Annotated in this window: 11 protein-coding genes; 2 read left to right on the top strand and 9 right to left on the bottom strand. The window is 53.5% G+C overall.

Translation table 11 applies throughout. From position 1 onward, the window contains the following. The first annotated feature begins 123 nt into the window (after positions 1 to 123). Positions 124 to 903, top strand: a complete 780-nt coding sequence (locus NST08_RS08350; RefSeq protein ID WP_341341678.1) for an aminoglycoside adenylyltransferase domain-containing protein — start codon at positions 124 to 126, stop codon at positions 901 to 903. A 550-nt stretch (positions 904 to 1,453) separates the two neighbouring features. Here the strand turns inward: NST08_RS08350 and NST08_RS08345 are convergent. The 4 genes from NST08_RS08345 to NST08_RS08330 form a co-directional block, all read right to left on the bottom strand. Continuing rightward, complete coding sequence (locus tag NST08_RS08345; RefSeq protein ID WP_341341677.1) at positions 1,454 to 6,094, bottom strand: S-layer homology domain-containing protein; 4,641 nt, start codon at positions 6,092 to 6,094, stop codon at positions 1,454 to 1,456. Between the two features lie 129 nt (positions 6,095 to 6,223). Continuing rightward, positions 6,224 to 7,762 (bottom strand): extracellular solute-binding protein, encoded by a 1,539-nt coding sequence (locus NST08_RS08340; protein WP_007129314.1) that lies wholly within the window; start codon positions 7,760 to 7,762, stop codon positions 6,224 to 6,226. A gap of 227 nt (positions 7,763 to 7,989) precedes the next feature. Next, positions 7,990 to 8,907, bottom strand: coding sequence for a carbohydrate ABC transporter permease (locus NST08_RS08335; protein ID WP_144873019.1), 918 nt, complete (start codon positions 8,905 to 8,907; stop codon positions 7,990 to 7,992). Between the two features lie 17 nt (positions 8,908 to 8,924). Continuing rightward, the gene (locus tag NST08_RS08330) at positions 8,925 to 9,911 is read right to left on the bottom strand and encodes an ABC transporter permease subunit (protein ID WP_144873022.1); all 987 of its coding nucleotides are present in this window, start codon (positions 9,909 to 9,911) and stop codon (positions 8,925 to 8,927) included. A gap of 1,409 nt (positions 9,912 to 11,320) precedes the next feature. Between NST08_RS08330 and NST08_RS08325 the strand changes: the two genes are divergently transcribed. Continuing rightward, complete coding sequence (locus NST08_RS08325; protein ID WP_007129311.1) at positions 11,321 to 11,557, top strand: DUF6953 family protein; 237 nt, start codon at positions 11,321 to 11,323, stop codon at positions 11,555 to 11,557. A 1,168-nt stretch (positions 11,558 to 12,725) separates the two neighbouring features. Here the strand turns inward: NST08_RS08325 and NST08_RS08320 are convergent. From NST08_RS08320 to NST08_RS08300, 5 genes are all read right to left on the bottom strand, one after another. After that, positions 12,726 to 14,342, bottom strand: a complete 1,617-nt coding sequence (locus NST08_RS08320) for a response regulator transcription factor (protein WP_341341676.1) — start codon at positions 14,340 to 14,342, stop codon at positions 12,726 to 12,728. 3 nt (positions 14,343 to 14,345) lie between these two features. Next, positions 14,346 to 16,163 carry a sensor histidine kinase gene (locus NST08_RS08315; RefSeq protein WP_341341675.1) on the bottom strand — a complete coding sequence of 606 codons (1,818 nt, stop codon included), beginning with the start codon at positions 16,161 to 16,163 and terminating at the stop codon, positions 14,346 to 14,348. A gap of 27 nt (positions 16,164 to 16,190) precedes the next feature. Then, positions 16,191 to 17,750 carry an extracellular solute-binding protein gene (locus tag NST08_RS08310; protein ID WP_341341674.1) on the bottom strand — a complete coding sequence of 520 codons (1,560 nt, stop codon included), beginning with the start codon at positions 17,748 to 17,750 and terminating at the stop codon, positions 16,191 to 16,193. 369 nt (positions 17,751 to 18,119) lie between these two features. Then, positions 18,120 to 18,551 carry a zinc ribbon domain-containing protein gene (locus tag NST08_RS08305; protein ID WP_007129307.1) on the bottom strand — a complete coding sequence of 144 codons (432 nt, stop codon included), beginning with the start codon at positions 18,549 to 18,551 and terminating at the stop codon, positions 18,120 to 18,122. Between the two features lie 107 nt (positions 18,552 to 18,658). Next, positions 18,659 to 19,207 (bottom strand): copper amine oxidase N-terminal domain-containing protein, encoded by a 549-nt coding sequence (locus tag NST08_RS08300; RefSeq protein WP_341341673.1) that lies wholly within the window; start codon positions 19,205 to 19,207, stop codon positions 18,659 to 18,661. Between the last annotated feature and the right edge of the window lies 1 nt (position 19,208).

The following is a 19,208-nucleotide window of genomic DNA, read 5'->3' as shown; positions in this document are numbered from 1 at the left end:
GAGCTTGCTTGCCGGGCCCCGAGTTATTCAAGGCGCACAGAATTCTTATAAGCTTTCATTCCATTGACGGGGGGATATCCCACAAAATAATATACAACTATATACCCGAAGGTGGGATCACGTATGGATATGACAGTCGTATTGGAGCAAGCCGTCGAATTATTTGTCCATGAGCTGGGCGACAATCTGGCCGGGGTTTATTTGCATGGATCCTTGGCCATGGGCTGCTTCAACCCGGCAAAAAGCGATGTGGACCTGCTGCTCGTGGTGCATCAAACATGTTCAAAGGAGCAATGGAAGCGGCTGGCCAAACGAATCATCGCTTTTCAAGACAATCTTCTGAGCGGGCGGGGGCTTGAGCTGAGCGCCGTGCTTGCATCGAGCATCCGGAACTTCGTCTATCCGCCGCCATTTGAATTTCATTACTCGGACTTTCACCGCGAGCAATATATCGCCGACGAGAATTACTTCTGCGGCGGATTCGGCGACCCCGATCTGGCAGCTCATTACACGGTGATATACCATCGGGGACGCACCTTGTACGGCACGCCGGTTCGCGAGATGTTCAGGCCGATCGACCGGACATACGTTGTACAAGCGCTCCTCCATGATGTTCGCGAAGCCGTACAGGAAATTAACAAATCTCCGCTGTACTATACGCTCAATCTGTGCCGGGTGCTGTACTACCTCCAAGAGGGCGTCGTCTCGTCCAAACAGGAAGGCGGTGAATGGGGCTTGCACACGCTTCCCCCGGAGTACCGCCCCATCCTGGAGCATGCGCTCCGCGAATACGCTGGTGCAAACGACGCTTCTGTGATCGAAAGTGCCGGGCTTGTCCGCTTCGCCGAGTACATGCTCGGCGAAATTACCCTCGCCGTCGAAGGCGGATCTCCACAGGGTTAGAGCGCTGAGACTGCAGGTACACCACTGTGACGGCCTGTGACGCTATCGATAGAGAGGGAGAATTTTAACGGTTTGTTCCAGAGATCGCGTTACGGGTACCATGCAGTGAATGTAACTCCGCAGGGTAACACGAAGCAACCACACGATGTACTTGGGATGTTGTGTGTTGGCACACCATTGTGCGTTTGGCTCTTTGTGCGTTGGCACATTGCGCGTTGCCTCGTTGCGCGTTGACACTTGCGAGTTGGCACATTGTGTGTTGACACGTTCTGCGTTGGCACACTCGTTGTGCGTTGGCACGAAAAATACACCCCCAGGTTATCAAAACCTGGGGGTGTATTTTCTTTACCGGATGCATTCGCTTCGATCTCATGAATTGCCGCATCTAAGCCAACGCCTCCGTATTAAATCAGCACTGGGGTTGCCGCAGACTGCCACTTGGACTATTGCACTGTCCTACTGTTCCAGCTTGCCTTTCGTACCCATTACTATGGAGAAGCTGGCGAAGGCAACCTTTTTTTCGTTCACCTTCGCAGACTCCTGAAGAAAATTAGCGGTTCATATAACCTGCCATTTCCAGCATTCTGGCCAAGACGGCAGCGCCCTCTGCACGGGTAGACTGGGCATCCGGTGCAAAGCGTTCGGACCCGCGACCTTTCATAATGCCCGAATGCACGATGGCCGACACCGCCTCCTCGGACCAGCCCGCAATGCTGTCCCGGTCCTTGAAGCCCTCCAGCACCGAGCCCGGATCAACGGCCTCCAGTTCGGTTCCGGCAAGCTTCATTGCCCGGACGAGCAGCACGCTCATCTGCTCCCTCGTAATTCGGTCATTCGGTCTGAACTCGCCGCTGCTGAAGCCTTCAATCAATCCATGCTCTACGGCCGTCGCTACAGCTGAAGCATACCAAGCGTCCGCCCCGACGTCCCGGAAGCTGGCGTCGCCCGCCTGCTCCTTCAGCCCGAGCGCCCGCACGAGCATTGCCGTAAATTGGGCCCGCGTTACCTGCTCATTCGGACCGAACCGGTTCTCGCTTAGCCCTTCAATGACGTGCTTGGAGGCAAGCAGCGATACGTCCTCATTGGACCAATGATCCTTCACATCCGCAAACGTCTTTTCATATGCGGCCGCCGTATAAATGCCGCCTTCCCGGAATCTGAACTCTGCTTGAGCCGCCCGGATGATCGCCGGTACGAAATACAATTTACCGGCAGCCGCATCCCATCTCAGCACCGATGTAGAAGATGCGTTGACACTTCCCGGCAGCGGCTTGGTGAATTTGGCCGGTGCACCCTTCCAAGCGGTGATCGGCTTCAGCGTATCCCCCTGTTTCCAGGCAAAGGATAGCTCAAGGGATGCACCAAGCTTGGAAGCTCCCTGCCGCAAGGCTTTGCTGATCGCGTCTTCTTCCGCTTTCGCGGCGCTGCCGACCCGAATCTGAAGCGTATCGGCATTCCCCTGCTGCAGCATCTCTCGCAGCACCTGAATTGGAAGCTCCAGCTTGCCGAAGGCCGATTCCACTGTGATAGAGCCGCCTTGCAGCTCTGCTGCAGCTGTGCTTATGCCTTTAGCCGGCAAGTTTAGCACGATGGAATCCGCCGCTTCGTCGAATGCATATCCAAGCACACGAGACGGTGCTGGCTGCTTGCGCAGCTGTTCGATATCCGCCAGCATCCGCTTCTCATTCGCATCGGCTGTCACCACGGTCCGTCCATCCGCGCCCGTCTCTTTCTTAATGTTTAGGCGAGGCTCTTCCGGCTTAGGCGGGATCGGAGGCTCACCACCGGATCCGCCTCCCGGATTTCCAGGGTTGCCAGGGTTCGAGCCCCCGTCTCCTGTTGACGTCCGAATCACCTCGAATGTTTTGCTATTGGTTTTATAGTTGTCAACGTACACGTCGACCGTAACCGAGTTGACGCCGGTTGCCAGCGGAACTGCAGCCGTAAATTTTCCGTTCGTGGCCACCGACGCTTCGCCGCCGTTTACGTTTACGGTAGCCTTGCCGGGTCCAAGAACTTCAACCTGCCCCTCGAGCTGAAGCTGGCTGTCCCGCGTCTCTTTCCCCTCATCATCCATCAGTTCGCTTAATACCGCGGAACGCACCTGATCGCCCGTATTGTAGGCGTTCGCCACGAGCTGACGCAGCGTTCTCGTGCCGGACGGGTCCAGCGTGGAAATGACGAAGCCGCCCTGAGGGATGACGCTGTTATTCTCCTCCGGTGATCCCCAGCTCCATTTGATGGCCTGATTGCGGTTTACGACTTTCGTAACCTGACCGGTGTTATCGACAACGACCTCGACGCCAAAGCGGTTGGTGCCCGTGGAGTAGCCGAAGGCCTCCGTCATGACGTTGATGTTCCCTTCGATGCGGTTGACATTATAATAATTGCCTTCCAGGAACGTATCCGGGCTATTCGGCAAGCTCATCCCGAGCTGGTAGTCCTTCACCCATTCCCGGTCCTGAAGCGCTGCCTTGGCGATCGGCCAGTTGACCTGGGAGGCGTCGAACAGCATCAGGCCGTTCGTATTTTTCAATCCGGCTTGGAACACTTCCCGCTGCACCGCCGGGGCCTGCACGTTGTTCATTGCGATCCCTGCATACAGCGGAATCTCCCCGTTCGTCACGATGTTACCGAGCGTAATGTACTTCTGAATCTCCTGACTAGTCGTTTGATAAGCCCCGATCATGAGAAAATCCAAATACTCAATGTATCCCGTCTCATAATAATCCGGCGTATACACCGATTCGTCCGGCATGCCGAGCGCTGGATGGTACCTGAAGTTTTTGCTGCCCCAGTTCACGCCGTTTAAGTAATAGGTCTCATACCAGGAGCCGACGTAAGAGGACACCTGGATCGTCTTGCCCTTGGTAGCCTCATAGGAATCCGCCAGCTCTTTTACCTCCCGGAAAAAGCTTTGAATCGTCCCGGAGCGGAATTCCCACCATTCTTGAATCAGCGGACCATATACCCGCACATTGTTCTCATAGTAAAAAATATCGTTCGGCCAATTGGTCAACTGCTTGTTTTGGGCCTGGAGAAACTGCTCGAATTTCACGCGAGTTTCCTCGCTGAAATCCGCCCCCTCGTTATCGTAACGGCTGCGGTCATGAACGATGCCGTCCACGTCATAGTTTTTGATGATTTCCTCAAACGTCTTCAGCTGATAATCGCGAACCTCGTCATTGGCCGGATTGACAAAAGCGACGAGCCCCTGCTTGTTGCTTTCCCGAAGACGCTTGATCTCCCCGTTGTTCTCCGCGAAGTAGACGCGCTCCTCCCAGTCCAGATGATCGTTGAGCACGGCATATTCGTTATGGGCGATCGAGCCCTCAGCAAATACGTTAATCGCCGCATGGATCTTCAAGCCCAGCGCTTGGCCGTGATCGATGAATTCCTGCAGCAGATCGAGATCCGGGCTTGCTCCGGCCTTCTCCGGCGCCTTGATCTCGCTGACGTAAGGCCTTCCCGTCAGGTCGTTCTTTTTGTACGATACAAAGCCCTCCACGCCCTTCACGTCCAAAGCGATGGAAGTAACGCCCGTATCCTTGGCTCTCTCCAGGAATTCACGGACTTGCTCGCTGCTTTGGAATTTCCGCACATTCGATGCCTGGTCAACCCAGAGAATGACTTCTTTCTCAGACGAAAAGCCCGGTCTTGCGAACACCGCAACCTCCTGCTTATCCTGCTCGATCCCGTTCTTCTGCACCATAACCTCGATATAATTGATGCCGGCGGTGAGCGAATAGTTGTAAGTAAACGTGCCGTCCGCACCAAAAGGAACCTCGGTCCCGTTCACGAGCAGCTTGATCGCGTTGATGTCGTCTATGTTTTCGATCTTGCCCGATATGACCGTACTGCCCTCCGTCACGGTATACATCTGTGCGTTATCGAGCTTAAGCCGGGCAATGGCGCCGTTGCCGCTCATCAGATCCCGCACCTGAACGACCTCGCCGTTCTTGCGCAGCTTGATAACGTCTCCGGCTTTGAAATTTTCGGCCAAATAACGCTTGATGTTGTTGCCGGTGTAGCTGTTGTCCTGTGCCATCAGCACGTAGCCGCCTTCGGGAATTTCAAGCTCCGTCGGCCCCGTCCACACCGGCGGCTTGCCGTTTATGGAAGGGTTGATGACCTGCAGCACCCGGTTGTTGGCATCCACCTGAACCGCGACATTCGTCTGCGGAACCGTGATGGACGTGCCGAAATCTCTCGTAAACAAAGCTACGATGTTCGGGATGCCGGTAACATCTTTATCGATATAGTCCAGTTTCTTGCGCGGACCCTCAATGTCGATCGTGATATCTTTCGGGGCCGCTTCGACCTCGATATAATCTTGATTTTCGACTGGCTCGTAAACCACGTTTATCGTCGTGGAAGCCATTTCATTCCCATTGATGATCAGCTTTACGGTGATCGGGTTGGCCCCAGGCTCCAGATACACGTTCATCCGGAACATCCCTTCCGCCGACAGCTCGGCTTCCTCGCCGTCCACGGTTACGACGGCATCCTGATCTGCCGCCAGGTTAGCCACAAAGCCCGCAACCTCCACGACAGGGATATCGACGAGCTTACCGTCCTCCGTAATCAGATGCAGCTCCGGAGGCAAAGGATCTGGATCCGGTCCTGGCTGATCCGGAAGGAAATCTCCGGCATTGACCTCAGTTTCCCCGCGCATGAGCTTCACCTGCTCGCCTTTCCGGAAATGCTGGAACAGCGTTTTTTGGTACGTGGACGTATCCCAGTCTGCCGTCTTCCCCGTCAAGACCACATATCCGCCTTCGGGTACCGGCAGACGCATATCCGGGTCCCATCCAGTGGGAGGATCGTTATCCGGACCTACGACCTGCTGTACCGTTCCGTTTGCATCCACAGCGACGGCGACATGCAGCGACGGCACCCAGATTTCCTTGTCATATACCGCGTTGGTGACCCCGGAGCCGCTGGTATACAGCGCCAAATAATCGCTTTTACCTTCCAATGAAGCACCGGTGACATTAATATCGGTCAACTCCAATTCGGTTCCGGATCCATCTCCGGCCACAAACGTGACGGGCTCAGGATTCGCCCCGCTCCCTCCCTGATCGGTCGGTACGGTGTCGGCGTATAACGGCATCGCCGCAGGAGCCAGCAAGGAGAAGATCAGCGAAAGGCCGAGCAGCAAAGACAGCCTCCTCCGAAACATACGATTCATTAACAGTTACCACCTTTCATCGCATATTAGGATTTCCAGCTAGTTCAAGCACCACTTTTTTAGCAACACCTCCTTTCTAAAAGTTGTGAAAAAGCAGCCGCGCATGCAACTGCTTTTTCACTCCATCATTTACTTCGTCGATTGAAACCATTCATTGGCTGCGGCCACCATATCGGCTCCGCCTTCCGCTCTCCACTGCGCGAGGAATTGATCGTAGGCATCAATCGGCTTCGCTCCCGAAATGAATTGCAGCACATTGTCATCCAGCAGCGTCGTCAGCTTCAGCAGGTTTTTCGATACCGCCTCGATCGGCGGCGCCGTCGACATCGGATCCACAACGATCAAGCCCTCGGCGTTTTTCTGGAAGGTTTCGAAATGCGCTTGAAGGATCGGATCTTTGCGGACGCGCGCCTGCCAATAGATTGGGTATTTCTCTTCGTCCACCCCGGTCAGGAAGGCGCTGGCATTGTTCAGCTCGTCATTGAATTTAGGCAGGATCGGGAAATATTTGTCGTCCTTCACTTCATGGTGCACGCCTTCCTCGCCGATCGCGATGCCCTTGAACGTCTCCGGCTCCAGCTTGGCATTCAGGAAATCCATCGCAGCTTCTTTATTCTTCGACGATTTCAGAATCGCGATATACCAGGTTGTATTGGCTTTCGCGCCGACAACCGCTTTACCGTCCTTCCCTTTCAAGTAAGGGATGATGGTCGTTTTCGCCTCTGGGAAGTTTTTCTCCAGCGCGGCAATCGTCGTTCCGGCATTCCACCAGGCAAGCTTATACATCGCCGCATTGCCACCGGAAAACTTCTCGATCGATTTCTGAGCTGTATTAATCGGCGTTTCAGTATCCAGCAGACCTTCTTTATACAATTTGTTCATGTAGGTAATGTATTCCTTCATTTCAGGAAGCTCGGCACGGTGCATCAGCTTGCCGTCCACTTCCTTCCAATCGGTCAATATCCCGAAGGTCGTGGCGATATCGCCGTAGATCGAGTCTTTGCTCATCGTGAGCGGAATAACATTTTTCTTCTCTTTAATCGTCTTTAGTACCGTATAGAGCTCATCGGTGTTGGTCGGAACGGACAGTCCCAGCTCATCCAGCCAATCCTGACGCACGACGAGCTCCTCTCCAATGCTTACCCCTGAGCCTGTTTCAGGAATACCAAAGATCTTCCCATCGATGGTTGCGCTTCCAAAAGACTCTGGTTTGATCGATTGCTTAATATAATTGCCGTGGGACTCCAGCAGCTCGTCAATCGGCTCCAATGCTCCGGCAGATGCCAGGTTATAGAACTGGGCAGCGTTCAGCTTCACCAGATCGTAATTGTCTTTGCTCGATACGAGCAGGTTCAGCTTCTCATCCGCGTTCTCGGCCGGAAGCAGCTCATACTCCACCTTGTAGCCGGTTCGCTCCTCGATATATTTCGCTACATACTCGGTCTTCGGGTCAAACAGTCCGTACTGCATGATCATGCGCAGTCCCGGCTTATCGCCCCCTTGAGTTCCTTTATCGCCGCCGTTCTCCGCAGGAGTCGTGGCCGGCGGATCGGACGGTGTCGCCGACGGCGTGTTCGTCCCCGTACCGCCTCCCCCACCGCAGGCGGACAATGCTAGCGTAAAGCCGAGAATCGCGGTAAGCACAGCGGATTTTTTCTTCTTAATCATGGATAACCCTCCTTGTAATTGAGTACTCAACAGGTCCAGCACCAGAGCAAGTTGAAGCATCACCACCTTTACGGTCCTAGGAATCGGCCTCTTCCTGAAGGCGTTCTTTTCCTGACATGGCTTGTCGTCCGAGCGTCGACGCCGATCATCGTGCAGCAATCATCCATTCCCCGGAGTAACTCTTTTTTGATGACATTCTTTTCTGAAATCACCCTTTTACCCTGAAATCACCCTTTTACCGAACCGACCAGCACACCCTTCACGAAGTACTTTTGCAGGAAAGGATATACGAGCAAAATCGGAATCGTCGCGAGCAGAATCGAAGAGGCTTGAATGGACTGCGGGGTCGTATTTATCGCCGCATCCACGTTATCCTTCAGAAAATCCCCGCTGGAGGATACCAGCAGTTCCTTCAAATACAGCTGCATCGGCTTCAGTCCCGGATCGGTGATATAAATCATCGCCGCGAAGTAATCGTTCCAGAAGGCGACCGCGAAGAACAATCCAATCGTTGCCATAACCGGCAGGGACAGCGGCAGGATGACGGAGACCAATATCCGGATATTGCCCGCGCCGTCCAGTTTGGCCGATTCCTCCAGCGAGTCCGGCAGCCCTTCGAAATAGTTTTTGATAATCAACATGTTGTACACATTCACCATCGCTGGCAGGAACAAGACCGGGAACGTATTGACCAGGTTCAAGTTCTGCATCAAGAGGTACGTCGGAATGAGACCGCCGCTGAACAGCATCGTGAAGACGAACATCAAGAGCAGCCATTTCCGTCCGCGCAGCCGGTATTTGGATAGCGGGTAAGCCGTAATCGTCGTCAGCAGCAGGCTGCAGGCCGTTCCGACGATGGTCAGCAGGATCGAATTTTTCAGCGAGTTCAGGAACATCGAATCCTGCAGCACATATTTATACGTTTCAAACTGAACGCCGACCGGCAGCAAGCCCACCTTGCCTGAAATGACGGCCCCTTCGCTGCTCAGCGATTTGGCGATCAGGTTCACGAACGGCAGCAGTGTCGTCAATCCCATCACGATGAAAAAGACGTAGTTGAAGACGTTGAAGCATTTTTCCGACAGAGACATCTTAATGACGCCCCGGGTGGTGTTGGTTCCTTCCAGTGCTTGTTTATGATCCATTTCATGCCACCCTTTCTTTACCAAATCCCGCGCTGCAAGTATTTTCGGCTCATCGTGTTCCCGACGATCACGAGCGTGAAGGAGATCACCGCTTCAAACAGCCCGACCGCTGTGGAGAAGCTGTAATCCTGGTTGCCTAGACCCATCCGGTAAACGTAGGTTCCGATGACATCGGATACCTGATACACGACCGGGTTGTACATGACGAGAATCTGCTCGGTTCCGGCCTCCAGCACGTTGCCAAGGCGGAGGATGAACATCAGGATAATGATCGGCGCGATGCCGGGCAGCGTGATATGCCACAGCTGCTTCCATCTTCCGGCTCCATCGATTTTGGCCGCTTCGTACAGCATCGGATCAATCATGGTGAAGGCAGCCAGATAGACGATCGTGCTCCAGCCCGTTTCCTTCCAGCCCGCCGACGTAATGAGCACGCTCCGAAATACACTGTTGTCCAAGAAAAAGGCGATCGGCTCCATGCCCATGCTGACCAGCAATTTATTTACGATCCCGCCATTCGTCGAGAGCAAATCGATGAACAATCCGCCAACGATAACCCAGGACAAAAAGTGCGGAAGGTAGATCACGGTCTGCACCGTGCGCTTAAACATCATATTCCTCAGCTCATTCAGCATCAGGGCGATGATGATGGGGAGGGGGAACAGGATGACGATTTTCAGGAAGCTGATAATGACCGTATTTTTGAATACCTGGGCAAAATCCGGCGACGTAAACAGCTTCTCGAAGTGCTTCCATCCCACCCACGGGCTGTCGGCAAATCCTGTGAATATGTTGAAATCTTTAAATGCGATCGTAATGCCGTACATCGGCGTGTACTTGAACAGCAGCAGGAACAAAATGCCCGGCACAAGCAGCAAATAAAGATCCCACTCTTTCCAAATATCCGTCCCCAGCTTGCCCCAGTACCCTCTTCTCTGTTTGGACTGGATGCGCGGCGCTGCGGAACCGTCCGGCGTCTTCGTTGGTTCGATTGCGGGTTTCATGTCATCGTCTCCCCCTTTCTGTGTCTTTCAATCTCCTTGGTTATTTCACATTGTAATTCCGGGCGGAGGGACTGAGTAGGCGAGGATCATTACTATTTATGGTAATCTGATGTTGTGTTCAGCAGGGGGGAATGTAATGATCGTGTGAGGTCATTGGATGTGACGAGAGAAAGGCATCACTTTCATGCGGATGATGCTTACTGAGGGGAATCAACACTTCGCATGCGGATGCTGCTTACTGAGGGGAATCAACACTTCGCATGCGGATGCTGCTTCCGATCGCTGTTGTGCCTGGATTTCTTGAACTCATATTTCTAATGGGAGAAATCCAGGCACAAAGGCGAACACTTCGTTTCTACAGCACCATTCCGCCTGCTCCGTTGAAGCTCTCTCCTTGTGGGGATGCCTATGGTTGAACCGCTGGTGCATTCCTCTCCCCCCTGCTGGTTGGGGGAGGGGGAGAGCCGCTCAGGTGTTCACACCCTGAGCAGCTTCTTAGGTGGGGATTCGGGTAGTGCTTCATCACTACGCATGTGGATGGTCCTTCGGATAGTGAGAGTAAATCAGCACTTCGCTTGCGGATGGCCCTTCGGATAGTGAGAGTAAATCAACACTTCGCATGCGGATGGCCCTTCGGATAGTGAGAGTAAATCAACACTTCGCATGCGGATGCTGCTTCCGATCGCTGTTGTGCCTGGATTTCTTGAACTCATATTTCTAGTGGGAGAAATCCAGGCACAAAGGCGAACACTTCGTTTCTACAGCACCATTCCGCCTGCTCCGTTGAAGCTTTCTCCTGGTACGGATGTCTGTCGTTGATTCGCTGGTGGAATCCCCTCCCCCCTGCTGGTTGGGGGGAGGGGGAGAGCCGCTCAGGTTTTACGCCTTGAGCGGCTCTTGGTTGGGAAGCTCATTGTAATCCGCATGCGGATAATCCTTCTAAACATTGGAAGTGAATCAGCACTACGCTTGCGGATGATCCTTCCGATCGCTGTTGTGCCTGGATTTCTTGAACTCATATTTCTAATGGGAGAAATCCAGGCACAAAGGCGAACACTTCGTTTCTACAGCACCATTCCGCCTGCTCCGTTGAAGCTTTGTCCTTGTGGGGATGCCTGCCGTTGATTTGCTGCTGGATTCCCCTCCCCCTGCTGGTTGGGGGGAGGGGGAGAGCCGCTCAGGTTTTACGCCTTGAGCGGCTCTTGGTTGGAGTGGTTAAGCCCTCATAGCAATCGGAGGGGAGCGCTTAACCATTACGGTTAACAATTTGTACAACATTTTCTTCAGTGTTTTTCACAAAAGGATGCTCCCTAATCTTACCTATTCGAACTACTGCGAATGAAAGAGAAAAACTATCATTGGGTGTGATTTATTTGGTATGATATGTAACTGAACGGAGGTGATTTCACTTGGAAACAACAGCACAGGAAGTCGCCGAGTGGATGGTAAAAGAAATTCGATTCACCGGAACGTTGCGTCAGGAGGACGCGATCGCGTACGTAAAGGAGCATTTCGGGGAACAGTTCGTTTTTGTTAATGAAAACGGAAACCCGTCCTTATCGAAAGACGTGAAAAAAGCGTTCCGCAAGCTGCACGGCGGTCGGATCGCTTGGGATCGGGACGGCTTTTTATGGGCTTGGACGTAACATATTGTGTAATGAACCGGTGAAGGATTCCCTCTGCCGGTTTTTTATTTTACCTGCCAACACAATGCACACGTAAAAACCGCTCAAGTAAATCACGCCCTGAGCAGTTTAATTGTTCAGCAGCAGGCCCTGCTGCGCTACGCCTCCCCCCCTTCCCCTATCACCAAAGTGGGGAGGAAGGCCTCCTCGATTGCAACAGCCCATCGGAGCGGACGAATCGATTCCGGAAAAGCGGCAGCGGGCGCCTTTGGGGCTGAATTTCTCCCGCACTCACTAATAATTCCTGGAAATTCAGCCACAACAGCGATTGGAGGAACGATACGTACGCGGAGCAACTAACAAGTTCAGCAGCAGGCCCTGCTGCGCTACGCCTTCTCCCCTCCCCCACCACCAAGGTGGGGAGGAGGGCCACCTCGATTGCAACAGCCCATCGGAGCGGATGAATCGATTCCGGAAAAGCGGCAGCGGGCGCCTTTGGGGCTGAATTTCTCCCGCGCTCACTAATAATTCCTGGAAATTCAGCCACAACAGCGATTGGAGGAACGATACGTACGCGGAGCAACTAACAAGTTCAGCAGCAGGCCCTGCTGCGCTACGCCTTCTCCCCTCCCCCACCACCAAGGTGGGGAGGAGGGCCACCTCGATTGCACCAGTCCAGCGGAGCGGACGAATCGATTCCGGAAAAGCGGCAGCGGGCGCCTTTGGGGCTGAATTTCTCCCGCGCTCACTAATAGTTCCAGGAAATTCAGCCACAACAGCGATTGGAGGAACGATACGTACGCGGAGCAACTAACAAGTTCAGCAGCAGGCCCTGCTGCGCTACGCCTTCCCCCCTTCCCCCACCACCAAGGTGGGGAGGGACGCTGCCTTCATTGCATTAACCCAGCGGAGCGGACGAATCGATTCCGGAAAAGCGGCAGCGGTCGCCTTTGGGGCTGAATTTCTCCCGCGCTCACTAATAGTTCCAGGAAATTCAGCCACAACAGCGATTGGAGGAACGATACGTACGCGGAGCGGACCTTTTTCATCTATGCAACATCCAGCGATTAAGCAGCCATACGTACGCGGAGCGGACCTTATTCATCTATGCAGACACCCGGCGATTAAGCTGCGATACGCACGCGGAGCAGACGCTTTAAGCATTAAAGCAATCCTCCCCGCCTTGCGCCTACCCCTTGAATTCCCCCGGATTAACCCCCCAATACTTACGAAACACCTTGGTAAAATAACTGACATCCCGGTACCCGACCAGGCGCGCGCAGTCGTACACCTTCGCCCCTTCCTGCAGCAGGGATTTGGCCCGCTCCATTTTGCGCTCGAGGACATAGGTCGAGAAGGCCACGCCCATCTCCTGCTTGAACAGGCGGCTCAAATACGAAGAGTTGACATACAGCCGGTCGGCCACCATATGCAGGGTGATATCCTGATCCATCTCGGCCTCCACCAGGTTCAAGATGTCCTTTACGACCTGGTGGCTGGTCGATTTTCGCTGCTCGCTCATGAACGCGGTGATATGCTTGACGGTTCGCTCCAGGAGCGACCAGGTTTGCATTTTGGTACTGAGCAGCTTGACGTTTTGGAAGAAGACGATATCGTCGCCCACCACCTTTTTGACCGTCCAGCCCTGCTTTTGGATGAGCCGGGTAAAGAAGCTGTTCATATAGAGGACTGCTTCATGGAAGTCGTCGGAGGATTCCGGCTTTGTAAATAGGTCGTCCCACAATTCCTTCAGGGCCTCCATCGCCTTCTCCACATCCGCCGTGTCCAGCGCGATTTCAAGCGACTTCTCCAGGTTCGGCTGTACGATGACCCCCTGCCCCTGACCGTCGTCCGGCCGCGGCTCCCGGTACGGGATGGCCAGGTCATGGCCGTACACCACCCGCTCCTGCAGCGCCCGGCAGGCCTGCGCATACAGCAGCCCCATATCATCAAGCTCGCCGGTGGCGGCGCTAATGCCGGCGCTTGCGGTCAGCTTAAGCACCTCCTTCGTCGAGGACAGAAGCCGCGATACCTCAGAGTTGATGCGCAGCATGGCGTCCTTCACGTCCTGCTGCGCGTCCACGACGAACACGAGCAGCAGCATATTGCTCGAATCGGTGGTGATCCAGCAGGAAGGATCCGTAAGCAGCTCCTTGGCCAGGCACAGCATCGTGAACTGCAGCAGCTCCATATCGCCCGGCTTAAAGCGGGTCTCTTCTTCGGAAAGGGGATCGAGATCGACGACGGCAACGGCAATCCGGTCCTGCTCCCGCAGCGGAATGTAGAGCTCCCGGCTCCGTTTCAGGACATCCTCCTTCGTGTATTTCCCGCCGACCCACTGAATGAAGAACAGGTTTTGCAGATGCGGGAGGTTATCCTTCCATTTTTGCTCGAGGGCCGCCTTGCGCTGCCACTGCTCCAGGTCGCTGCGAAGGGAGCGTCTTGCCTCCAGCACCGCCTCCAAGATCTCCTCCTCGCCGGCAGGCTTCAGCAAATATTTGGACACCCCGTACTCCAGCGCAAGCTGAGCAAATTCAAAGTTATCGTGTCCGCTCAAAATAATCAGCTTGGTCAAGCTGCCAATCTCCCGCCGCTCCTTCAGCTCCCGGAGCAGCGTCAGCCCATCCATCTCGGGCATTTGCACATCGATCAGCATGATATCCGGCTTCTTCCTGCCGATCAGCTCAAGCGCCTCCAGCCCGTTCGCGGCCAATCCAACGACTTCAATGTCATGCTTCTCCCAAGGGATATTATGCGCCAGCGCGTTGCGCAGCCTTGGCTCATCCTCTACGATGATCAGATTCATTGCTTATGTCCTCTCCTTTTCGGGCATTGCTCTCCCCAACATGTCATCCCTGCAGCGGTCCAATGGAATGGCGATCGTCGCGCTCGTACCCTCGCCTCGTACGCTCGCAACCGATAATTCCGCCTCCTTCCCGTAATACAGCTTCATCCGGCTCAGCACGTTGCGCAAACCGAATAAATCCTTCACATGCTCCTCATCCTGCGAGGAGGCGGGCACGCTGCGCATGCCCATCTTCTCCAACTCATGCTGGATGTAACGCAGACGATCCGGTTCGATCCCCGGACCATTATCATCCACCCGGATCATCACGGTCTGGCCCTTCTCAATCCAGCTGGAGACGACGACGCTTCCTCCCGATGTTTTGCCTTCCATGCCGTGAATAATCGCATTCTCCACCAGGGGCTGCAGCAGCAGCTTCAGGATCGGCACCTGCTTGCTGTCCTCGGAGATCCGGTATTCGACCGTAAAATTATCCATGAAGCGAAGCTGCTGAATCCGCAAATAGTAATGCAGATGCTCGATGCTTTCCTCCATGGTGAACACCTCGCGGCCCTTGTTGAGGCTCAGGCGGAAGAACTTCGACAGATTCATCACCATTTCGCTGATTTCGTCCGCGTCATAGTTTTTGGCCATCCAATAGATCGAGTCGAGCGTATTGTACAAAAAGTGCGGGTTGATCTGGGACTGCAAAAACTTGAGCTCGGTTGTCGTTAACCGCAGCTGCTGCTCGTAGTGATCCTCGATCAGATGCTTCTGAACCAGCGCCATTTTGTTGAAGGACTGGATCAGAAATCCGAACTCATCCTTCCGTTTCGTATCCACATGAATATTGAGCTCTCCGCTGCTAAGGCGCTTCATCCCCCGCGAAAGCTTCAGCACCGGGGAAGCGATGCCGCTGTAAACAACCCAGGAGATGATGATCGCAAGCAGGATGCTCAGCCCGATGATTGCCACTGTGAACAACCGCAGCTGGTCCGTCTCCTTGTACAGCTCGCTCTTCGGCTGCACCAAGGCGAGGCGCCAGTTGGAATATTCGGAATCGATCGTAACGGTCATGTCCTTCTCGGCGATATCCCGGCTTCGTGCTCTCCCGGTCTCCACCACGACTTCGCCTCGCTCATTCAGCAGAGAAATCCTGCTGTTCTCGGAAGGCAGCAGCGTTTTGATAATGTTGAGCAGCTTGCTTTTATTGAAGGATACGACGAGTAGATTCGACTTGCGCTCGCCGTTGTACAGATCCATCGCCCGGATGAGGGAGACGCTGTCGGAGTTGGTCATTTGGCCGAAGGTGACCCCCTCCGTCACCGGGAACTCGGACATGACGTAGGAAATCCCGGTCCCATTGCGTCTCGCCGCCTCCACGAGCCATTCCTGCTGCCGCTCGCCCGCCAGCTTTTTCCCTCCGTAATGCGTGCTGATAAACATGTTGGAGGCTTGGTGATATACCGCGATATGGGATACATACCGGTTCACGGATACCAAATAAGACAGCTGCTTCAGAATGTCGGAGAAATCGACGATGGACTGGGGCGAAAAGTCCATGCTGTTCTTGTTCAGCATTTCATTCATTGTCGGATCGGCGGCAATCAGTGTCGAAATTTCCTCCACGTTCTGCAGCGCCAGATCGAAATGATTCATCGCGGAGGACAGCGCCATTTCAGTCCGTTCCACCGCCTGCTCATACAGAATGTCCCTTGACCGTTCGATCGCAAAGAGGCTGATGATGACAAGCGGGAGCAATATCAGCAAAAAATAACCGGTCAGCCGGGCTTGAATATTTTGCGAGAACCGGTCCCGGATCCAGCGAATCATCGTGATCATCCGATTCGCCTCCTTTGACCGGGCCTGTTACTTTTGTTTCGCATACCACTCGTTCACTTCCTTCGTAATTTCATCTCCTCCTTGCTCTTTCCACTGCTTCACGTACTCGTCGAATGCGTCGAGCGGCTCCAAGCCCATGATGATCTTCGTGAACACGTCTTCCATCGTGCCCAGCTTCTTGCTGTATTTGCCCATGGCCGGCGTAGGTACCCCGTAGAAGGCACTTGGCATAATATTCGGGGTGATCCGCTGCAAATTGTCATAGAGATTGAAATCGCCGAGCGAATCCAGCCGTTCCTTGAACAGCAGCTCGTCAGGCACATCTACAAGCGATTGATAAATCCCCCTGTACAAATGCTCGTCATGCAGGGCAAAATCGGTCACAATCTTGCCGTCCTGCCACCACCAGATTTCGTTCTCGAAGCCAAGCTTCAGCGTTTTATAGTTTTCAGCAATGAAATCCAGAAGCTGAATAACTTCAGCCGCATGCTTTGATTCCGCCGGGATGACGTTATATCCGCGAATAATATCCTTGCCGTATACCCCTTTCTGACCTCCCGGCCCGATCGGATATTCAAGCGGAATCCATTTCGCGTGCGGATCCTTTTTCATATTGGCTGCGATCGGTCCCCGGGTATCGTACCATGTCGCCGAGAACAGACCGACCTGGCCGTCTTCGATTTTTTCGAACAAATTGTTTTGCAGATTGAGGGGAAACTCCCGGTCCAGAAGGTTCTCCCTGTACAGCTTGGCGAAAAATGCAAGCGCTTCCTTTGTTTCTGGCAGCGTGCTGCCGTACACCAACTGTCCGTCACGTTCGAACCAGGTATCATTCAGCTGCGTCCCAAACGCACCGAAGAAGGGAGAGGACCTGCCCAGATCGGAAGTAAAGATGAGTCCGATGGTATCCTGTATGCCATTGCCGTCGGGATCGTCCTCGGCGAAGGCACGGATCACCTCGTAATATTCGTTCAGCGTCTCGGGCGGCTCCAGGCCGAGGCGGTCGAGCCAATCCTTTCTGGCGTACATCAGCTCTACCCCTGTCACTTCGTTCAGGCTCGGAATCGCATAGATTTTGCCGCCGTATTTTACCCGTTCCCACACCTCAGCCGGAATTTTCTCCTTCAGATGGGGACCGTACTTGTCGATCAGCTCATCCAGCGGCATGAACGCCCCCTGCTTGACATAGTTGTCAAACCATACCGGCTCATAGGTATGGAGCATATCCGGCAGATTGCCGGAGGACATAATGACATCGAGCTTTTCGTTGTACACTTCCGTTGGCGGGGTATTGACTTGGATATCCAGCCCGGTGTTCTGCTCGATGTAATTCAAATAGCGGTTGTCGTTCTCGTCCATCCCGGCCGGAAACGTCATGCCAAGATTGGAAATGACAATGTTGATCGTCTTCGCCTTCGGGTTTCCCGAAGGCTGCTCCTCTTTAGCTCCGCCCGTACCCATGCAGCCGGTGACGAGAAGGATCAGAACGACTAGTACAGGAAGCCACAGAACATTACCAGCAAACAGCCTTGGATCGTTATCCTTGCCGCGTTGAATCCCATTCTTACAAGCCTTGTTAATCGGCATAGGTTCTTGTCACTCCCTTCGTAAACTAATACTACTATATAACGATTTTTTTGTGAGTAAGATCGTTATTTTTTCTGCAGTGGTCTTTTTCGTTTTTTCTTTAGAAGGATGATCGTCGGACAAAAAACAGGCAACCCCAAGCTTATTGGTTAGCCTGATCTATGAAAAAGCCGTCCCTTTCGATACGCAAGTCGTATCGTCAGGAACGGCAATCGAGGGTATCAAATAAAAACGTCCAACCTGAAAGAACCTGAAAACAAGCCAAATAACCAGGACCGCCTGGATATTTGGACCCTGGCTATTTTTACAAGCCGTTCTAGAAGCTGACCGGCCCTTCTCCGACAGAACATCGAAAGTGAGCGGGCTTCCTTATTTTCTTTCGTCCTCGCTCCCGGGCTGCTCCAGCAGCGGGAGATGATCGGCGGACTGATCCTCGCCGACTTGAATCACCTCGAAAGTCTTGCCGCAGTGAGAACAGAACTTGGCGTTAATAGGCGAGTTGTTCCCGCAGCTTCGGCATACTTTTTCATCCGTAAGATTCGCAATCTGCAGCTGATTTTGCTCGATTTCGAATTTCAGCTCTTGGATTTTGGCCACATAGCTTTGGATGCTCTCCCGGTCGGGGGGCCACTGTCCCGCTTCGGCAACCCCATATACGACCTTGCCGATTTCAAGAAGCTGCTCATTGATATCGCTCTTCTTGCCGCTGTTCTGCAGCTTTAATTTATTCACTTCGACTAAAATCTTCGCTTTGTTTCCGGCATCGGACACGCCGGCCTTGAATTTATCGAAAAAACTCAAGCGAACGATCCCCTCCTTTCACCAATATTCCATCCATTGTATTATAGCTTATCTCCGTTATGCCGCATCATGAGCATCAAATTACAGGAACTCAAGTGGAGATGCGGTTAATAGGTGATTTTTACAATCCCGTCGCGGGCACTGTAAGATACATTGGAACCAAGACCTCTGGCAAATACCTGAAGCGGAACATAAGTCACTCCATCGATAACTTTGGGAGCGACCGCTATGGATTCCGACTTGCCGTTATAGAATACGGTCCGGCTTCCGATGGTCAAAGTCACTTTATGGCTTCCCCGTTGGACGCCAATCGCTCCGGCTTCCTTGTTCCAGTTAACCTTGGCTCCCATTCCCTCGGCAATTTCACGAAGCGGCACCAAATTGGTATTATTATAAATCAGCGGATGGCTTCCGAATTTCACGAGACTACCGTTAACGTATACCTTAATATCCGACTTTGCATAGGTTGGAGCCTTTGGTTTCGGTTGCGGTTTCGGTTGCGGTTTGGACGAAGCGCGCGTTGTAGACTTCGAGGAAGAAGACTTGCTGCCGGAGCTGCCTCCTCCGTTATGATAGTGGTATTCGCCATACGACAACCCCCAGCGCTCGCAATTCGTCCAGCAATGATGACCTCCTGGGATAATATTCCTCAACATT

This window comes from Paenibacillus sp. FSL K6-1566, from assembly GCF_038050475.1.
Lineage (GTDB): Bacteria > Bacillota > Bacilli > Paenibacillales > Paenibacillaceae > Paenibacillus_AQ > Paenibacillus_AQ lactis.
Note: the sequence above shows the minus strand (reverse complement) of the source record. Positions and strands in the feature narration are given on the sequence as shown.

Bases quoted from the DNA above. Each gene is read 5' to 3' on its own strand.
- NST08_RS08350 (WP_341341678.1), top strand. From the start codon at position 124: ATGGATATGACAGTCGTATTGGAGCAAGCCGTCGAATTATTTGTCCAT.
- NST08_RS08345 (WP_341341677.1), bottom strand. From the start codon at position 6,094: ATGAATCGTATGTTTCGGAGGAGGCTGTCTTTGCTGCTCGGCCTTTCG.
- NST08_RS08340 (WP_007129314.1), bottom strand. From the start codon at position 7,762: ATGATTAAGAAGAAAAAATCCGCTGTGCTTACCGCGATTCTCGGCTTT.
- NST08_RS08335 (WP_144873019.1), bottom strand. From the start codon at position 8,907: ATGGATCATAAACAAGCACTGGAAGGAACCAACACCACCCGGGGCGTC.
- NST08_RS08330 (WP_144873022.1), bottom strand. From the start codon at position 9,911: ATGAAACCCGCAATCGAACCAACGAAGACGCCGGACGGTTCCGCAGCG.
- NST08_RS08320 (WP_341341676.1), bottom strand. From the start codon at position 14,342: ATGAATCTGATCATCGTAGAGGATGAGCCAAGGCTGCGCAACGCGCTG.
- NST08_RS08315 (WP_341341675.1), bottom strand. From the start codon at position 16,163: ATGATCACGATGATTCGCTGGATCCGGGACCGGTTCTCGCAAAATATT.
- NST08_RS08310 (WP_341341674.1), bottom strand. From the start codon at position 17,750: ATGCCGATTAACAAGGCTTGTAAGAATGGGATTCAACGCGGCAAGGAT.
- NST08_RS08300 (WP_341341673.1), bottom strand. From the start codon at position 19,207: ATGTTGAGGAATATTATCCCAGGAGGTCATCATTGCTGGACGAATTGC.